The organism is Tunturibacter psychrotolerans (assembly GCF_040359615.1).
GTDB lineage: Bacteria > Acidobacteriota > Terriglobia > Terriglobales > Acidobacteriaceae > Edaphobacter > Edaphobacter psychrotolerans.
The window spans coordinates 1,087,059-1,105,027 of sequence record NZ_CP132942.1; the positions used below are offsets into that span (position 1 = coordinate 1,087,059).

The window sequence follows — 17,969 nt, forward strand, 5'->3', positions numbered from 1 at the left end:
GGTCTATGAACATACAACGAAAGCGGAATCACTCCCAGTGTCGCAGCAAAACAACTGGGGTCTCGTGAACTTTGTTTGAAAGGTGCCTGCAGCTTTATTGCGCAACTGGTTATTAGTCTTGCGGCGTCCCTGCCTTCAACTCCTTCACTAGAAAAGCGTACTGATCGACAGTGGCTTCAATCCGTTTGCTGAGCGGCATACCAGCACCATGGCCGGCTCGAGTCTCCACGCGAATCAGGATCGGATTTGTACCGCCCTGTGCCGCCTGCAGAGCTGCCGTGTACTTGAAGCTGTGCGCAGGGTACACGCGATCGTCGTGATCGCCTGTTGTGATCAGTGTCGGCGGATACGCGCTGCCAGCATGAATATTGTGTAACGGAGAATATTTGTAGATCGCAGAGAACTCCTCTGCATTCTCTGACGGTGAACCGTACTCCTCCTTCCACGCCCATCCGATCGTGAACTTATCGAAGCGCAGCATATCCATCACGCCCACTTGCGCGACGACTGCGCCGAAGAGATCTGGTCGTTGCAACTCACACGCCGCCACCAGAAGACCGCCGTTGCTTCCTCCGGAGATAGCGAGTTTTTTTGCCGAGGTGTACTTGTTTGCGATCAACCATTCAGCCGCAGCGATGAAGTCGTCGAAGACGTTCTGCTTCTTCACGCGTGTTCCAGCTTCATGCCACGCCTCGCCATACTCTCCACCGCCGCGCAGGCTGGGCTGCGCATAGATGCCGCCCATCTCCATCCACATCACGTGTGCAGAAGAAAACTCCGGAAGCAACGGTACATTGAAGCCGCCATACGCATAGAGAAGAGCCGGCGCTGAGCCATCGAGAACAAGACCCTTCTTATGGCTCACAAACATGGGGACGCGCGTGCCGTCTTTGCTGTTGTAGAAGATCTGCGTCGTTTCATAGAGCGCCGGATCGAACAACAGCTTCGGTTGCCGAAACAACGTCGACTGCCGCGTCTTCATATTGAGCCGATAGATAGTGCCCGGAGTCGTGAAATTGGTGAACTGGTAGAAGGTCTCGGTATCCTCTCGCAGGCCCCCGAAGCCATAGGCCGTACCAATCGCCGGCAGCTTCAGCCGCTCGATCAACTGACCATCAAGACTGCGAAGCTCGATCAAGCTCTGCGCATCCGCAAGGTAGCTGGCGATGAAGGTGTTGTCGATGATCGAGATATCGCTGAGTTTGTTTTTGCTCTCGGGGATAAGGGTCTTCCAGTGTTCGCGCTCGGGATGATTCAGATCGATTGAGATGACCTTGCCGCTGGGCGCGTCGAGTGTCGTAAGGAACCAGAAAAGACTGCCGTGATTGTTGATTGGAGAGTACGTCGCGTCGGCAGTAGGGATCAATCGTACGATCGGCGATTCAGATTCCTGAAGATCCTTGACCGCAATTTCATTGTTGGGGCTGGTGCCCTTCGACTGATACAGCACCAGGTATCGCCCGTCGTCGGTTACATTCGCACCAACATTCAATTCCTTGTCGTCGGGACGGTCGAAGATCAGCTTGTCTTCGCTCTGCGGCGTGCCGAGCTTATGAAAGAACACCTTGTGAAAGTAATTTGCGGCCTTCAGCGCTTCGGATTCGGGCGCGTCGTAGCCCTGGTAAAAGAAGCCGCTGCCATCCTTCAACCACGCTGCTCCGCTAAACTTTGACCACTCGACGACATCAGGCAGATCCTTGCCGGACGCAACATCGCGCACGTGCCACTTCACCCAATCACTGCCCGCATCCGCAATCGAATAGGCGGCTAGCGACCCGTCGTCGGTGATGCTGAGGCCGCTGATCGCAACCGTGCCATCAGCGGAGAAAGTGTTCGGATCGAGCAGCACTTTCGGATCGCCGTCAAGCCCCTCCTGCCAGTAGATGACGTTCTGATTCTGCAACCCGCTGTTGTGCGAGTAGAAGTACCTGGTGCCACGTCGCGCGGGAGCCGTGTATCGCTCGAAGTTGATCAGCTCCATCAGCCGCTTCTGCATCGTCTCGCGAGAGGAAACCTCAGCAAGATAGCTTTGTGTCAGCTCGTTCTCGGCGTCGACCCATGTCTTCAACTCGGCCGAATCGACATCCTCCATCCAGCGGTAGGGATCGCTGACCGTAGTGCCAAAGTAATCGTCGGTATGCTCGACTCTGCGAGCGGTCGGATAGGTAAGAGCTGGGGTCGTTTCAGAGGAGAGCGGTGCAACTGCAGAGATCATATTCATCAGGTCAACTTTCGGGTCACATTGGCAGACGCGACGTCTCACCGTCGGACTATAGCTTAGATGAGTGAACGCGAAGTAAGTCGCGCACAAGGCGATATTGTGTCCGTCTCGCCAACAAAATGGGAAAGCTTGCCCTCTTCCCATCGGGAAGTGAAATAAAGTTAAGAAACATGACACATTTTTCAACGTTCAAAAAGTGACGGTTAAAACACCACGCCAGCCACACAATTCACCATGTTGTCACCACAATTTCACCATCACAAAACACCCCAAAATTCAAAAATCCCCTTACAAAACCACAACTCCACCACGGATATTTTTTTCTCCAAACAAGCCTCAAATTCCATCCGGTTAGACTTGAAGCATGCGGACCCTACTCCCCGTCCTTCTGTTCTGCGCCACTCTCCCAGTACTGGCCCAGACCCCTTCAGCGACGGACGATCAAAGCTACACGCTTAAAACCCAGTCAAACGTCGTACTCGTTCCCACCACCGTCCAGACCAAACACGGCGACATGATCTACGAGCTCAAACCAGAGCAGTTCGTCGTAGAAGACAACGGCGTTCCGCAGACCGTCCACGTCGACGAAGACACCGACTCCCTTGGCCTTTCTCTTGTGGTGGTCGTTCAATGCAGTCGTGCCGCAGGCTACGAATATCCCAAGCTGGGTGGCCTCGGGGCCATGATCGACGGCATTGCAGGGGACGCTCCACGTGAGGTTGCCATTGTCACCTACGGCTCCGCGCCTCTTCTGCTGGGCAAGTTCTCCAACAGCGTCGACGCCATGGCACGTGCGCTCGCGCAGCTCGAGCCCTGCGACGACCCCGAAGCCTCAACGCTCGATGCCGTTGCGTATGCGACCAGGCTGCTCGAAGCACGCCAGAACCACTTTCGTCACGCGATCCTGCTGATCAGCGAGACCCGCGACCACGGCAGCACAGCCAAACCGGCAGAGGTTGTTGCAGCGCTGGGGCGAACAAACACTGTGGTCGACTCCGTCGCATTTGGCCCCGGAAAGACGGAGGTGATGAGCGATCTGAAGTACGGCGGCGGAAGCGGACCGATTGGGCTCTTGGTGATGGCAGTAAACGCGCTGAAGAAGAACGCGGCGCATGAGCTGGCTGCGCTATCCGGTGGCGAATACATCAACTTCACCACGCAAAAAGGCTTCGACGAAGGTCTCCACCAGCTCTCCAATCATGTGCATAACTACTATCTGCTGAGCTTTCAGCCCCACGCAGAGGCGAACGGGGAGCCTGCGTCAGGGATGCACAGGATACGCGTCCATATTCCGGATTATCCTGATGCGCGGGTTCGCTTTCGCGAAAGTTATTTCGCCGGCGAGTTAGATTCCAGTGCGGCAAACGTCAACTGAAACTCGACCCGTGGCTGGGACAAGGGGGGCTGAGATATATTCGTTGGTCGGTGCCGCTTTCAGGAAGGGAGGATTTCAGGAGTCAGAGGCTAGGCGATAAAGCAGATCGTCGTGTTTGCCGATGAAGTGACTCCAGGCTGGCTATGGTTACTGGTTCTCTGGATGAGACCGTGGATGACCGCTTACCGTCCCTTCGGCGTCTTGCGATAGCCGCGCTTGCGCTGGTGTGTCTGGGATTTGCTGCGTTCTTACTGAACGTGCGTAGCTGGGATAACGGCGGCGTTACGATCCTGTGGCCCTCGAACGGTCTTCTTCTGGGGATATTGTTGTGCTGCCGGCGAAGACATTGGCCGGCCTACTTCGCGGTGGGTTTTGCCGTCGATCTCGGGATCAATGTGGCGATGGGGTTTGCACCCGGGATCTCTGGTTATCTTGCCGGCTGCAACATGCTGGAGGTCGGCATTGCAGCTGCGTTGATGTATCGGACGGTCTCGCCGAATCCGGATCTGACCGAGCGCAAGCAGCTGATGAGCCTGCTACTTTACGGTGTCGTACTCGCGCCGGCGATCGCGTCGGTACTGGCTCAGCTGAGCACGTCCAACCTCGATCTGGTGCCGAGATTTGCTGCAGCGAGACACTGGTTTGTGGCCGATGCACTTGGTATGGCGGTAATGACGCCGCTTTACCTGTCGTTCCAGAAGCGGGAGCAGTTTCCAGGCCGGTCTCGGCTTGAGGTAGTCGGACTTTTGGCGATGCTGGTCGTTGTCACCGTTGGAATCTTCTGGCAGACACGGTTTCCTCTCTTGTTCCTTCTTCTTCCGGTGCTGCTGCTGCTTGGTATTCGTCTACGATTGGCGGGATCTGCGCTTGGGCTGTTGATTGTGTCCATTATCGGCGGCTATCTGACGATTCGAGGACGCGGCCCGGTGTCGCTGATGCGCTCGGGTTCCACCGCGACTCACGATCTTCTTCTGCAGGTCTTCGTTGCGTTCTCGATGCTGGTGCTCTATGTCGGCGATGTTGTGATTACTGAGCGTGAGCGGCTGCAGATCAATTTAAAGGCCAGCGAGACGCTGTTTCGTCTTCTGGCCGAGGCGTCGAACGATGTCATCGTTCTGGCAGATCTTTCCGGCGAGCGTCGATATGTTTCACCGGCCGTGACCACGGTGTTGGGTTGGGAGCCTCAGGAACTGGTGGGCCCCACCCGTCGGCAGATCGTCCATCCCGATGACGTCGGGGCGGTCGAGGCTTTGATGAGGGCCTGTCGTGAGGGGAAGCCGGTTGAGACGTTGACCTATCGGTGCGTCAGGAAGGATGGCGGCTACGTTTGGATGGAGGCGAATCTGCGGCTTTACCATGACGAGAGGAGTGGGGAGCCTATCGGTTTCGTCAACGTCGTGCGGGATGTTTCTGGGCGGAAGGCTGCGGAAGAGGAGCTGAACCGTACTTTCCGGCTGGTGGAGAATCTGGCGGTGGTGGATGGTTTGACCGGGATCGCCAACCGTCGGCGGTTTGAGGAGAAGATGGACGAGGAGTGGCGCAGGGCGATGCGTGATGGATCGCTGCTCTCGGTTTTGATGATCGATGTCGATCTCTTCAAGCCTTACAACGATCTCTACGGTCACGTGCTGGGGGATAGCTGTTTGCGCCAGATTGCAGAGGCGGCGCAAGGGGTGATTCACCGGTCTTCGGACCTGTTCGCCCGATATGGGGGCGAAGAGTTTGTGGTGGTGCTGCCGAATACGGACAGCAATGGCGCTCAGTTGGTCGCCGAGCAGATTCGGGCGGCTGTGGAAATGCTCGGCCTGCCACATTCGGACAATTCGCACGGAATGGTAACGGTGAGCATCGGGTGTGCTACCCGTGCTCTCGGACATGACGCCGTTTCGACCGTGCTAGTGGAGGCGGCGGATCAGGCGCTCTACCTCGCGAAGTCAGCCGGAAGGAACCGGGTTGAGGTGGCTTCGGCTTCGACGATCGTTGGCTAATTGACCCCTCCCCCCCTCCCCTTAGGGTATTTTGCGCGTAAGCTATTTGTAATCAATACTTTGGCGACACATGGTGCCTGTAAAATATTGATTTCATGAGGTTTACCTGCAAAATATTACAAATAAAAGAGTTATTGGCTATTGTGGCGACGGAAGCACACTCCTCCGTGGATAAAACCGGTTTTTGTTTACGTACTCTTCCCCCTTCTGAATCGCGACTTCAAATTTAAACAGGAGAGCCCCGGAGATTCTCCGGGGCTCCATTTGCTCGTTCTTTCCATTATAGTGCGCGGGGCATAACTGATACGCCACTCGAATCTGCAGGATTTGCGCGGGTTTTCCTTGTGCAGGGCCTTGACAGGTTTTGCGCCCGATCACGAATGTCTTCTTTTCCTCTAGAAAGACAATCGCGTTTGCCATGCTTTTGTCGCGTGTTTGATAAGTTCGCTAGGTGATGACGGGAAGCTGGAGGGTGGTGCCGACTGAGACTTTGTTGGGGTCGGCGATGTTGTTGGCTTTGGCGATCTCGGGGTACTTGTTGGCGTTGGCATAGAAGAGCAGGCTGATGGCTGAGAGGGTGTCGCCGGATTTGACGGTGTAGGCCTGGGTGTCGCCGCCCGTGTTGGCGATCTCGTGGTGGAGGTCGGAGTAGGTGGGGTCAGCCTTTTTGATATTGTCCCAGACGCGCTCAAGGATGACGCGGGAGGGAACGGAGCCTTTGATGTGGAGTTGTTCTCCGTCGAGATCGACTGCATCGAGGGTGGCGCCGTAGGGGGCGAACTTCTGCAGGGCATCAATGACACCGGCGTACTTCTGTTTCAGGGCTTCGAGATCTGCCATGGCGTAGCTCTCCTTTGTCAGTTTGACTGACTGTTGTGTGATGCAATTTAAAGGGAGAACGCGGGGGCCCGTGCGCTCTTTGGAGATCATGCCCGCGATTGACGACGGGTCAGACGAATTTGCTGAGAAGGCTCTGCGCCATGCTGCCCATGGAGCTGGTCGGCGTGGCTTGCCCATTGGGGGCGAAGTGCTGGATGACCATCGGCAGGACGGTGGCGAGAGCTACCTGAACGACCTGAGGAGAGACGCCAGCCTTTTCTGCTGTTTTTTCGATGAGGCCCGTTCCGCCGAGGCCCTGCTGGACCTGTTCGGGAGTGGCTGTGGTGCCTTGGCCGGCAGCCCAGTTGCCGACGTGCTCGGCCATTCCGTTGTTCTTGAAGGCGTCGAGAACGCCCTGAATGCCTTCAGGATGCTGGGTGAGAGCTTCAATGAAGCCGCCCGCAACCTTTGCCTGGTCGGTACCAGCAGCAGCGCCAGTCTGACCGGCGAGTGACTGAATCATGTCCATAATTCCCATGTTGTTCACCTCGCACCCAATATATGACTGATTTCTATTGAGTGCGACGCCGAGGGGGAAATATTTATCAATTTCTTATGTGATTGAAAAGTAATGCAGCTTGCTTGTTGTCGATGAGACTACGAGATGCCGAGCTCGCGAGCGGCAAGTGAGGTGCCCTCGACGCGGGCCTGGATTTTGCTGAAGGCTATGTCTCGAGCCGTTGAGGTGTCGTCGGCGAAGGGAGCGAAACCGCAGTCATCTGTGGTTCCGAGCTGCGCAATGGGGAGGATGGAAGCGGCTTCGAGGACGCGGTCACGCACTTGAGCCGGAGTTTCAACCTTCGGATCGATAGGATCGATGACGCCGATGAAGATGGTTTGATTTGGTTGAAGGAGCTGTTTTACCTGTTGGAGGATTCGTTTTCTGTCGGGTTCGCTGGCCATCTGGAGGTAGAAGCGCCCGACGTTCAACTGGAAGAGGTCAGGCAACAGCTTCGAATAGTCGACGTCGGCGCTGTGGGTGGAGTCTTGATCGCCTCCGGGGCAGACGTGAACGCCGATGCGACGTCGCTCTTCCGAAGTAAATCGTTCGAGGACCTGATTGTTGATGGCGATGAAGCTGCGCAGTAAGCCGGCTGACGGATCGAGTTTCAGGGAGAGCCTGGCTTCGGTGAAGTCGATCTGGACGGAGTCTGCGCCGGCCTGAAGGGCGCCGCGGATGTCGGCTGCAGCTTCATCGATGAGGTCAGCCAGAAACTCTTCACGAGGATAGCCAGGGATGCCTGTTGAGGGGTAGAGCAGGCTCAGGGCTGAGGCCGAGATGACGGCTTGTTTGATGGGCGAGCGGGTGTAATGACGAGCCGCGTTGAGGTAGCCAGCAGCGTGGACGCCGTAGCGGAAGGGACCTGATGTGAGGCGAGGAAGCTGGCGGACGTGCCCGTCGGCGAAGGGGATGGTTACTCCGTCTGGGGCGAGATTGGTGAGTCCGGAGAGAGGATACGTCGCGAAACTGGGTTTGGTCTGCTCGCCGTCCGTGATGATGGGGGATCCGGTCTGCTCAAATCGCTGGATCGTATCGCGCAGTGCCTCGGCGTTGGCGGCTTCGAGCGCCTCGCTCGTTGTTTTCTTGGTGTGGAAGGCGATGATGGTTTCGATGAGTGCAGCTGGACGGGGGATGCTGCCGATGGGTTCAGTGGGGATCGCCATACGGGGGAGCATATCGTTTTGAAGTTCGGTCGAATATCCATCAATAGATTGATCTCGATGTTTTCTAGCGGCGGGAGTCCCAGGTGATGCAGTTCTTTGTGGGGTCGGTTGTGTTGAGCGCCTGACAGCTGGCGACGCTGGTGACTTGCGGGGTTTTGCCGCCGAAGGTGGTTAGCTTGGGCGGTCCGAGCACACCAAGGGTGGGGGTGTCCCACGAGGTTGCGGTGAGCGCGCCGTGTTTGAAGGTGAAGACCAGAGGTTCGGGGGTGGGCTTGTCGTCGTAGGTGAGGGTGACCGTCTTTTTGTCGCGCTTCCAGTGGGCGTGCCAGGTCTGCGGGTCCTTGTCGTGCCACTTCTGCTGGAGGATGGCGGTGCCGTCGGCGGCGAATTCGATGAGGAGGACGCGATGGACCTCCTGTGAGAGGCCACCGCTGCCGACGTAAAAGCCGTTTAGTTTGTCGGCAGCGTGGGCCGGGGCAGAGAGAGTCGCGAGCGCGAGAGCAAGAGCCACGGCGATGGCGGAAGAGCGTAGAAGAAGGCGCATGGCAGACATCCTACACAATGCGCACGGATGTTTTTCAACGAGCCAAGGAACGGGATAGACTTAGCGGCATGAGCGATCAGAAGAAGACTGCAATTTCTACTAAAGAGGCTCCCGCCGCGATTGGGCCTTATTCTCAGGCGGTGCGGGTGGGCGATATGTTGTTTGCGTCTGGGCAGGTTGGGCTTGATCCGGCCACCGGGCAGATGGTCGCCGGTGGGATTACGGAACAGACGGTTCGGGTGCTGGAGAACGTGAAGGCAGTGTTGGCGCAGGCTGGACTGGATTTGAGCCACGTGGTGAAGACGACCGTGTTTCTGAAGTCGATGGGCGACTTCGCGGTGATGAACGAGATTTATGCGAAGTATCTGGCGCCGGAGGGGGTGGTCGCGCCGGCACGGTCGACGGTGGCAGCGGCCGGGTTGCCGAAGGATGCCCTGGTGGAGATCGAAGTGATCGCCAAGGGTGGAGCATGAAACTTACAGGGCGGCTGGGGATCTAATCAACAGATCAGGAGGTTTGAGTGATGGCCGAAGCGACAAAGGTACAGAAGGTTCATAAGACGGAGGCAGAGTGGCGCGAGCTGCTGACTCCGGAGCAGTTTCATGTGATGCGTGAGGGTGGAACGGAGCGGCCTTTTACCGGGGCGCTGGTGAATAACCACGAGGACGGGATTTATCACTGCGGGGCGTGTAATGCGCCACTGTTTACCTCGGATAAGAAGTTCGAGTCCGGGAGCGGATGGCCCAGTTTCTGGAATCCCGTTTCGCCCGATGCAATTGTTTCAATTGAAGATAATTCTCTGGGAATGAGGCGGGTCGAGGTGCAGTGCGCGACCTGCGGAGCTCACCTTGGGCATGTTTTCCCGGATGGACCAACACCTACAGGGTTGCGGTATTGCATCAACAGCGCTTCGCTGGGATTTGAGAAGAAGTAAGTCGCGTAGAAAAACAGGAAAAGCCCCAGCCGGCTACAACGCGGCTGGGGCGTTCTGTTTCTGGAGGTTGGAGGCTGTTAGCCTTTGACGACTTTGCCGGTCTTGATGCAGCTGGTGCAGACGCGCATGCGCTTGCTGGCGCCGTTGACCTGGGCTTTGACGGGCTGGAGGTTCACGTTCCAACGACGACGGGTGGTGTTGTGGGCGTGAGAGATGTTATTGCCGAACTGCGGACCTTTGCCGCAAAGATCACATTTTTGTGCCATGACGAAGTGCTCCAATCCTGAGTCGCAGAAGATTCCCTGGGCGTGCGCCTGAGTGAAAGAAGCCTCAAAACAGTGCCGGGGAATGGTGGTACGAGGAGCGTTGGCTCCTGACCGCTACCCAGGTGAAGGGTAGTCTGCCGATTCGTAATGATACCACGTGGGAGGCGGTGGGCTCAATGAATGGCCGATCGAGGAGGGTAGAGGAGGGCATCGCGTGTCAGAGGATAGGCATCTTATTGAGGGGTCACCGCTTATTGGGCCTATACACACCACAAAAGTTTGACGCTTCCGAGGCTAAGTTGAGTCTTTAAGTACCGGCTCATCCGTCGATAGGAGACGGACCTGTTTCGCACACCTGTCCAGAAGATCTCTGATGTGACGAGGAGACGTATTGTCAGACGAATCAAAGCAACAACACTCAGTCATCGGGCCTGATCATCAGCTCCCGGCCCCGCCTCCACCATCGTCCCGCAGCAAGCTGGTTCGGGCTGTTGTGTGGGTCGTTTTACTGCTTGTCTTTGCTCTTGGTTTCTATCTGGTGTTGCGGCACCACGATGATACGACCAAGAGTGCAGCGCCTCGACGGGGTCCTGGTGGTGGACCGGTAACGCTGACGACGGCTACGGCGCAAAAGGGAAATATTGGCGTTTACCTGGATTCGATTGGAACAGTCACGCCGGTTTACACGGCTTCGATTACGAGCCAGGTGACCGGGCCGGTGATTGCGGTGCGGTTCAAAGAGGGGCAGATCGTTCGGAAAGGCGACCCGCTGATTGAAATTGATCCGCGGCCGTTTGAAGCCACACTGTTGCAGGCTCAAGGTGTGCTCGAGCGGGATCAGGCAGTGCTGGCGCAGGCGACGATGGATCGCGACCGATATCGCGAGGCCTGGGCGAGGAACGCGATTCCGAAGCAGACGCTGGATGACCAGGAGAAGCTGGTGTTGCAGGACGCGGGCACGGTGAAGAACGACCAAGGAACTGTGAAGTTCGACCAGATACAGGTGGATTACTGCCATATCCGGGCGCCGATCGCGGGAAGGGTCGGACTGCGGCTGGTCGATCCAGGGAACGTGGTGCAGAATTCCGGAACGACGACGCTCGCGGTGATTACGCAGATCCAACCGATCACAGTGATTTTCACCGTGGCTGAGGACTATCTGGGGCAGATTCAGCCGCGGCTTCGTCAACAGGCAAAGTTGGCTGTGGATGCATATGATCGGGCGGCGCTGAAACAGATTGCGACAGGGACGCTGTTGACGCTGGACAACCAGATCGACACAACGACCGGAACGGTCAAAGCTCGAGCGACGTTTGATAACAAGGACGCGTCGCTGTTTCCGAATGAGTTTGTGAACGCGAGACTGCTGGTGAATACGCTGCAAGGAGCGACGCTGATTCCCACGTCTGCGATTCAGCACAATGGTGCGGCGTCGTTTGTTTATGTGCTCACGAACGATACGGCCCACATGCGCTCGGTGAAGCCGGGGGTAATGGAAGGGCAGACGACACAGGTAACGGGGATCAATCCAGGGGATGTGGTTGCCAATAGCAGCTTCGATAAGTTGCAGGACAATGCGAAGGTTATTGTGTCGACTAAGCCGATTCCCGCGGCAACGGCCGGGAGTAGCGCTCCTTGAGTCCATCCCGTCCGTTTATTCTGCGACCTGTCGCGACCTCGTTACTGATGGCCGCGATCTTGCTAGTCGGTATCGTGAGTTACACACAGCTGCCGGTGTCGGCGTTGCCTGAGGTCGACTATCCGACGATCCAGGTGCTGACGTTTTATCCGGGTGCGAGTCCGCAGGTGATGGCGACGACGGTGACGGCTCCGCTGGAGCGCCAGTTTGGCCAGCTGCAGGGGCTGAGTCAGATGACCTCGAGCAGCTCGGGTGGGACCTCAGTGGTGGTGTTGCAGTTCAATCTCAGCCTGAACATCGATATTGCTGAAGAAGAGGTTCAGTCTGCGATCAATGCGGCGCAGAGTTTTTTGCCAGCTAACCTGCCGGCGCCGCCGATCTATAGCAAGACGAATCCGGCAGATGCTCCGGTGCTGACACTGGCTATTACGTCGAAGACGATGCCGTTGTCTCAGGTTGAGGACTTGGTGGATACGCGGTTGGCGCCGAAGATCTCGCAGTTGAGCGGCGTCGGACTGGTGAGCATCAGCGGCGGACAGAAGCCTGCAGTGCGGATTCAGGCTAATCCGACTGCGCTTTCTTCGTATGGCATCAATCTTGAGGATCTGCGTACGGCTGTGACACAGAGCAGCGTGAATGCTGCGAAGGGAAACTTCGACGGGCCTCGGCAGGACTACCAGATCGATGCGAACGATCAGCTAGTGACGAGCCAGGACTACAGGAGCGTTGTCGTTGCCTATCGCAATGGGGCGCCGGTGATGTTGACCGATGTTGCTCACATTGTTGACGGGGTGGAGAACTCGACCCAGGCTGCATGGATGAACCAGACTCCCGCGGTAATTTTGAATGTGCAGCGTCAGCCGGGCGGAAACACGATCAGCGTGGTGAAGAGCATCAAGAAGCTGCTTCCGCAGCTTGAAGCGAATCTTCCGCGAGGGATCGAAGTTACGACTCTTACCGACCTTACGACGCCGATTCAGGCGTCGGTGAGCGACGTCGAGTTCGAACTGATGCTGACCATTGGGCTGGTTGTGCTGGTCATCTTCCTGTTCCTGCGAAGTCTCTATGCGACGATCATTCCAAGCGTTGCCGTGCCGCTGTCGCTGGTTGGAACTTTTGCAGCGATGTACGCGCTTGGTTACAGCCTGGATAACCTGTCGCTGATGGCGTTGACGATCTCGACGGGATTCGTCGTAGATGACGCGATCGTGATGGTGGAGAACATCTCGCGGTATCTCGAAGAGGGCGAAACGCCGATGGAGGCGGCTCTAAAGGGCGCCGAGCAGATTGGGTTCACCATTCTGTCACTCACCGTTTCTCTGATTGCAGTGCTGATACCGCTGTTGTTCATGGGTGATGTCGTCGGTCGTCTCTTTCGTGAATTTGCAGTGACCTTGGCGGTGACGATCGTTGTGTCTGCGGTGGTTTCGCTGACACTGACACCGATGATGGCTTCGCGCATCTTGAAACACAATCCGGAAGCGGAGCAGGGCCGATTTTATCGTGCTTCAGAACATGTTTTTGAGCGGATGATCGCGTTTTACGGACGCACGCTGAAGGTGGTGCTTCGTTACCAGACGATTACACTGCTGGTCGCTCTTGCGACTCTGATGCTGACGATTTTTCTCTACATCATCATTCCCAAAGGGTTTTTTCCGGTGCAGGATACGGGCGTGATCCAGGGAATTACGCAGGCTCCGCAGACGATTGGCTCAAAAGCAATGGCGATCAAGCAGCAAGAGGTCGCGAAGGTAATTCTCGAAGATCCTGCCGTTGAAAGCCTCTCTTCGTTCATTGGCGCGGATGGAACGAATGTGACGACAAATAGCGGCAGAATGTCGATCAATCTAAAGCCCTTGGAAGATCGCGATCTGAGCGCTGCGGATGTGATTCGGCGGCTTCAGTCGAAGCTGAAAGATACGCAGGATATACAGATCTTCATGCAACCGGTGCAGAACATTACGGTCGACGACCGGGTGAGCCGCACTCAGTATCAGTACACGCTGGAGGATCCGGATCAGAACGAGTTGAACGATTGGACGAGCCGGTTTGTAACTCGTCTGAAGCAGCTGCCTGAGCTGGAAGACGTTGCCACGGACCAACAACTGGGTGGACTGGCGGTGTCGCTGGTGATCGACCGTGCAACTGCTTCGCGATTGGGCGTGGCTCCGACGACGATCGACAATACGCTTTATGACGCCTTTGGCCAGCGTCAGATCAATACGATGTACACGCAGTTGAATCAATACCACGTGATTCTTGAAGCAGAGCCGCAGTTCCAGATCGATCCGAACAAGCTGAACCATCTCTATATTCGTTCTGGGTCAGCTTCAGGGACGACGGGCGCTGCGGCGACTACGTCGTCGGGGAATGGTTCGACGTCGGCAGGGTCGAATGCTCTGACTAGTTCCGTTTTGTTCACGGCGTCGGCGAATACGTTGAATCCTCCGATCAATGCACTGACACCGAGCACTGTGAATTCGAACTCTAGCAAGGGAGCGACTTCGGCTGGCACGACGAGCTCGACCTTCAACAATGCTGTGCCGTTCAGCGCGTTCTCACACTTCGAAACAACGACGGAGGCGTTGTCGATTGCCCATCAGGGACAATTCCCAGCTATCACGGTGTCGTTCAATCTTGCTCCGAATGCTGCGCTTGGAGGGGCGATTAGTGAGATTACGAAGGTGCAGAAGGATATGCATATGCCTGCAAGTTTGCAGGCGGATTTTCAAGGGACCGCGGCATCGTTTCGAAATTCGCTCTCGGGTATGCCGCTGCTGATTCTGGCTGCGTTGGTTACGGTGTACATCGTTCTCGGTGTTCTGTACGAAAGCTTCATTCATCCGGTGACGATTCTTTCCACGCTGCCTTCAGCAGGTGTCGGGGCGTTTCTCTCGTTGATTCTCTTCCATCAGGATTTGAGCGTGGTTGCGATCATCGGTCTGGTTCTGCTGATCGGTATCGTTAAGAAGAACGGCATTATGATGGTCGACTTCGCGCTGGATGCGGAGAGGAATCGAGGGCTTAGCTCCACCGATGCGATTTATGAAGCGTGCTTGCTTCGGTTCCGGCCGATTATGATGACGACGATGGCGGCGCTGCTTGGTGGGCTGCCGCTTGCGTTTGGCCACGGTATTGGTTCGGAGTTGCGCAGGCCGCTTGGGATCGCGATGGTGGGTGGACTGCTTGTGAGCCAGGTGCTGACGCTGTATACGACGCCGGTCATCTACATCTTCTTCGATAATCTCTCGCACCGATTTTCACGAAAGTCGAAGAAGGCAGGCAGCGGCGGTGAGTTAGAGGCAGCGGAGCAGTCATGAACATATCTGCACCCTTTATTCATCGGCCTGTGGCGACTACGCTGCTGACGGTGGCGATCGCGATTGCGGGAGCTATTGCGTTCAATGTTCTCCCGGTGTCTCCGCTGCCGCAGGTGGATTTTCCGACGATCTCTGTGGCTGCGAGTTTGCCGGGAGGGAGCGCCGAGATTATGGCGTCGTCAGTGGCGACTCCGTTGGAGCGGCAGTTTGGGCATATCGCTGGGGTGACGGAGATGACGTCAGCGAGCAGTCTGGGTACGACGTCGATTACGATCCAGTTTGACCTGAGCCGGAATATTGATGGAGCCGCGCGTGACGTCGAGGCGGCAATCAATGCTGCGCGGACTTATCTGCCTGCCAATCTTCCGGCGAATCCCACCTATCGCAAGGTGAATCCGGCTGATGCGCCGATTATGATTCTCGGTTTGACTTCGGATAAGTATGGGCCGGACAAGTTGTATGACGAAGCTTCGACGGTGATTCAGCAGAAGCTATCGCAGATTCAGGGAGTGGGGCAGGTCAGTCCGGGCGGCGGTGCGTTGCCTTCCGTTCGCATCGAAGTGAATCCGACGAAGCTTGCGAGCTTTGGGATGGCAATGTCGGACGTGCAGGCAGTGGTGAGTCTGCAGAACTCGAACCTGGCGAAGGGACAGATCACGAACGGGGACGTTTCGGCGGATATCATCGCCAACGATCAGATCTCGCATGCGGAGGACTATAAGCCGATCGTCATTGGTTACAACAATGGCTCGGCGGTGCGGTTGTCGGATGTGGCGGATGTGGTTGACTCCGTGCAGAATATTCGAACGGCGGGATATCTGAACGGCAAGAGGGCCGTGGTGTTGATTATCTTCCGGCAGCCCGGCGCGAACATTATCGATACGGTGGATCGGATTCGTTCTGAGCTCCCCGCGGTGGTTGCCTCGATTCCGTCGGGGATCGATACGACGATTGTGCTGGATCGGACGACGACGATTCGCGCGTCGGTGAGCGACGTGGAGCGGACGCTGATGCTATCCATCGCGCTCGTGATCGCGGTGGTGTTTATCTTCCTGCGCAATGGAAGAGCGACTCTGATTCCTGCAGTGGCTGTTCCGGTGTCATTGATTGGGACGTTTGCAGTGATGTATCTCTTTGGGTACAGCATCGATAATCTGTCGTTGATGGCGCTCACGATCTCGACGGGCTTTGTGGTCGATGACGCGATTGTAGTGATGGAAAACATCACTCGGCATCTTGAAGATGGAATGTCGCCGTTTGCCGCTGCGTTGAGAGGTGCGAAAGAGATCGGTTTTACGGTGGTGTCGATCAGCATCTCGCTGATCGCCGTATTTATTCCTCTCCTTTTGATGGGCGGGATCGTTGGGCGGTTGTTTCGTGAGTTCGCGGTGACGTTGTCGACGGCGATTCTTGTATCGATGGTGATCTCACTTACGACGACGCCAATGATGTGCGCGTACTTGCTGCGAGATGAGCACTCGCAGAAGCATGGACGCATTTATATGGCGACGGAGAGATTCTTCGACTGGATTCTATCGGTCTATCGGCGGAGTCTTCACTGGGTGCTAGAAAATCCTGGACTTACGCTGACTGTGCTGTTCCTAACGATTGCGTTGAACGTTGTGCTGGTGATCAAAATTCCCAAGGGATTTTTTCCGCAGCAGGATACGGGTTCGCTCGCAGGCGGAGTTCAGGGTCCGCAGGACTCGTCGTTTCCTGCAATGAATGATTCGATTATTCAGATCGGAAAGGTCATAAAAGAAGATACTGCCGTGCAAAACGTGATTGCGTTTACCGGGGGGCAGGGCACCAGCAACTCGGGTAATATCTTCGTCGCGTTGAAGCCGCTGAATGTGCGGAAGATCGGTGCGCCGGATATTATCAATCGGCTGCGGCCAAAGTTGAACAGGCTTCCGGTGGCTTCCGCTTTTCTTCAGGCGTCGCAGGATCTTCGCATTGGAGGCAGATCCAGTAACGCGCTGTATCAGTACACGATTCAGGCAGACAATCTGGCCGACCTGAAGACGTGGGGACCGAGGCTTCTGGGTGAGATGAAGAAGCTGCCCGGATTGCAGGATGTGAATACGGACCAACAAAATGGCGGACTTGACGAGATGCTGAACTATGACCGTGTGACCGCGGCGAAGTTGGGCCAGACGGCGCAGTCACTCGATCAAGGGTTGTACAGTGCGTTTGGACAATCGGAAGTTTCGATTATCTATACGCAGTTGAATCAGTACTACGTTGTGCTTGAGGTTGCGCCAGAGTACTGGCAGACGCCCGCAGGCCTGAAAAACATCTATTTCCATCCATCAGGCACGAGCAGTGCGACAGCCAGCGGCAATGTGCCATTGGTCACGATGGCAACGAATCAGACAAACACGACGCCTCTAGCACTGAATCACACAGGACTTTTTCCCTCGGTTACCGTATCGTTCAATCTTGCGCCGGGTGTTTCGCTGAGCGATGCCACACTTGCCATCACACAGATGCAACAGAGGCTGGGTACGCCGACTACGGTGCATGGCTTTTTCGCAGGAACACTGCTGGCATATCAGCAGTCACTGGGGACCGAGCCGCTTTTGGTTTTGACTGCGTTGCTCGCGGTTTATATCGTCCTTGGAGTCTTGTATGAAAGCCTGGTTCATCCGCTGACGATTCTTTCGACGCTGCCCTCTGCGAGCGTGGGCGCGATGCTTGCACTGATGCTCTTCAAAGTAGATTTGAACGTCATCTCAATTATTGGCATTGTGCTGTTGATCGGCATCGTGAAGAAGAACGCGATTATGATGATCGATTTTGCTTTGCAGGCCGAGCGGGACGGCGGTCTGAATACAGAAGATGCGATCTTTGAGGCTTGTATGCTGCGCTTTCGTCCTATTTTGATGACTACGATGGCCGCCCTCTTTGGCGCGTTGCCACTGGCTTTTGGTACGGGGACAGGGTCTGAGTTGCGCCGGCCGCTTGGCATCACAATTGTTGGAGGCTTGATCGTGAGTCAGCTGCTTACGCTCTACACCACTCCTGTTGTTTACCTCACGCTGGACCGTTTGCGCCTGCGTGCACTCGGAAGGAAGCGCGATACGTTTCATCCTGGAAACGGCACGGCTGCCGCAGCGACGGAGTAGATTGGATGTC

General features: G+C 56.2%; 13 protein-coding genes. 7 read left to right on the plus strand and 6 right to left on the minus strand.

What is annotated here, in order from left to right; all coding sequences use genetic code 11:
• Positions 1-112 precede the first annotated feature (112 nt).
• Complete coding sequence (locus RBB77_RS04400; RefSeq protein ID WP_353064963.1) at positions 113-2,221, minus strand: prolyl oligopeptidase family serine peptidase; 2,109 nt, start codon at positions 2,219-2,221, stop codon at positions 113-115.
• A gap of 364 nt (positions 2,222-2,585) precedes the next feature.
• Between RBB77_RS04400 and RBB77_RS04405 the strand changes: the two genes are divergently transcribed.
• Positions 2,586-3,596 carry a VWA domain-containing protein gene (locus RBB77_RS04405; RefSeq protein ID WP_353064964.1) on the plus strand — a complete coding sequence of 337 codons (1,011 nt, stop codon included), beginning with the start codon at positions 2,586-2,588 and terminating at the stop codon, positions 3,594-3,596.
• A 170-nt stretch (positions 3,597-3,766) separates the two neighbouring features.
• Positions 3,767-5,584 (plus strand): bifunctional diguanylate cyclase/phosphodiesterase, encoded by a 1,818-nt coding sequence (locus tag RBB77_RS04410; RefSeq protein ID WP_353064965.1) that lies wholly within the window; start codon positions 3,767-3,769, stop codon positions 5,582-5,584.
• Positions 5,585-6,031: 447 nt separating this feature from the next.
• Here RBB77_RS04410 and RBB77_RS04415 read toward each other — a convergent pair whose 3' ends face one another.
• From RBB77_RS04415 to RBB77_RS04430, 4 genes are all read right to left on the minus strand, one after another.
• Positions 6,032-6,424 (minus strand): LysM peptidoglycan-binding domain-containing protein, encoded by a 393-nt coding sequence (locus RBB77_RS04415; RefSeq protein WP_353064966.1) that lies wholly within the window; start codon positions 6,422-6,424, stop codon positions 6,032-6,034.
• A gap of 109 nt (positions 6,425-6,533) precedes the next feature.
• Positions 6,534-6,941: a YidB family protein gene (locus tag RBB77_RS04420; RefSeq protein WP_353064967.1), complete on the minus strand. Its 408-nt coding sequence runs from the start codon at positions 6,939-6,941 to the stop codon at positions 6,534-6,536.
• A gap of 119 nt (positions 6,942-7,060) precedes the next feature.
• A complete protein-coding gene (locus RBB77_RS04425; protein WP_353064968.1) occupies positions 7,061-8,128 on the minus strand; it encodes a 5-methyltetrahydropteroyltriglutamate--homocysteine methyltransferase in 1,068 nt (355 codons plus the stop codon).
• A 64-nt stretch (positions 8,129-8,192) separates the two neighbouring features.
• Positions 8,193-8,672, minus strand: a complete 480-nt coding sequence (locus RBB77_RS04430) for a hypothetical protein (protein WP_353064969.1) — start codon at positions 8,670-8,672, stop codon at positions 8,193-8,195.
• A gap of 68 nt (positions 8,673-8,740) precedes the next feature.
• On the opposite strand from RBB77_RS04430, the gene RBB77_RS04435 reads away from it, so the two are divergent.
• Both RBB77_RS04435 and msrB read left to right on the plus strand, forming a co-directional pair.
• Positions 8,741-9,145, plus strand: a complete 405-nt coding sequence (locus RBB77_RS04435; RefSeq protein ID WP_353064970.1) for a RidA family protein — start codon at positions 8,741-8,743, stop codon at positions 9,143-9,145.
• 50 nt (positions 9,146-9,195) lie between these two features.
• Positions 9,196-9,606: a peptide-methionine (R)-S-oxide reductase MsrB gene (msrB, locus tag RBB77_RS04440; RefSeq protein ID WP_353064972.1), complete on the plus strand. Its 411-nt coding sequence runs from the start codon at positions 9,196-9,198 to the stop codon at positions 9,604-9,606.
• A gap of 77 nt (positions 9,607-9,683) precedes the next feature.
• On the opposite strand, the gene rpmB is transcribed toward msrB, so the two are convergent.
• Positions 9,684-9,872, minus strand: coding sequence for a 50S ribosomal protein L28 (gene rpmB, locus RBB77_RS04445; protein ID WP_179640086.1), 189 nt, complete (start codon positions 9,870-9,872; stop codon positions 9,684-9,686).
• Between the two features lie 391 nt (positions 9,873-10,263).
• On the opposite strand from rpmB, the gene RBB77_RS04450 reads away from it, so the two are divergent.
• The 3 genes from RBB77_RS04450 to RBB77_RS04460 are packed head-to-tail and all read left to right on the plus strand — an operon-like array spanning position 10,264 to position 17,959.
• The gene (locus RBB77_RS04450) at positions 10,264-11,511 is read left to right on the plus strand and encodes an efflux RND transporter periplasmic adaptor subunit (RefSeq protein ID WP_353064974.1); all 1,248 of its coding nucleotides are present in this window, start codon (positions 10,264-10,266) and stop codon (positions 11,509-11,511) included.
• Positions 11,508-14,831, plus strand: coding sequence for an efflux RND transporter permease subunit (locus RBB77_RS04455; RefSeq protein WP_353064976.1), 3,324 nt, complete (start codon positions 11,508-11,510; stop codon positions 14,829-14,831). Before RBB77_RS04450 ends, RBB77_RS04455 begins: the two co-directional genes overlap by 4 nt.
• A complete protein-coding gene (locus RBB77_RS04460; RefSeq protein ID WP_353064978.1) occupies positions 14,828-17,959 on the plus strand; it encodes an efflux RND transporter permease subunit in 3,132 nt (1,043 codons plus the stop codon). The genes RBB77_RS04455 and RBB77_RS04460 overlap by 4 nt, the downstream gene beginning before the upstream one ends.
• Positions 17,960-17,969: the final 10 nt, after the last annotated feature.

Coding starts and splice junctions, on each gene's coding strand:
- msrB (WP_353064972.1), top strand. CDS start 9,196: ATGGCCGAAGCGACAAAGGTACAGAAGGTTCATAAGACGGAGGCAGAG.
- RBB77_RS04430 (WP_353064969.1), bottom strand. CDS start 8,672: ATGCGCCTTCTTCTACGCTCTTCCGCCATCGCCGTGGCTCTTGCTCTC.
- RBB77_RS04425 (WP_353064968.1), bottom strand. CDS start 8,128: ATGGCGATCCCCACTGAACCCATCGGCAGCATCCCCCGTCCAGCTGCA.
- RBB77_RS04400 (WP_353064963.1), bottom strand. CDS start 2,221: ATGAATATGATCTCTGCAGTTGCACCGCTCTCCTCTGAAACGACCCCA.
- RBB77_RS04420 (WP_353064967.1), bottom strand. CDS start 6,941: ATGGGAATTATGGACATGATTCAGTCACTCGCCGGTCAGACTGGCGCT.
- RBB77_RS04415 (WP_353064966.1), bottom strand. CDS start 6,424: ATGGCAGATCTCGAAGCCCTGAAACAGAAGTACGCCGGTGTCATTGAT.
- RBB77_RS04460 (WP_353064978.1), top strand. CDS start 14,828: ATGAACATATCTGCACCCTTTATTCATCGGCCTGTGGCGACTACGCTG.
- rpmB (WP_179640086.1), bottom strand. CDS start 9,872: ATGGCACAAAAATGTGATCTTTGCGGCAAAGGTCCGCAGTTCGGCAAT.
- RBB77_RS04405 (WP_353064964.1), top strand. CDS start 2,586: ATGCGGACCCTACTCCCCGTCCTTCTGTTCTGCGCCACTCTCCCAGTA.
- RBB77_RS04435 (WP_353064970.1), top strand. CDS start 8,741: ATGAGCGATCAGAAGAAGACTGCAATTTCTACTAAAGAGGCTCCCGCC.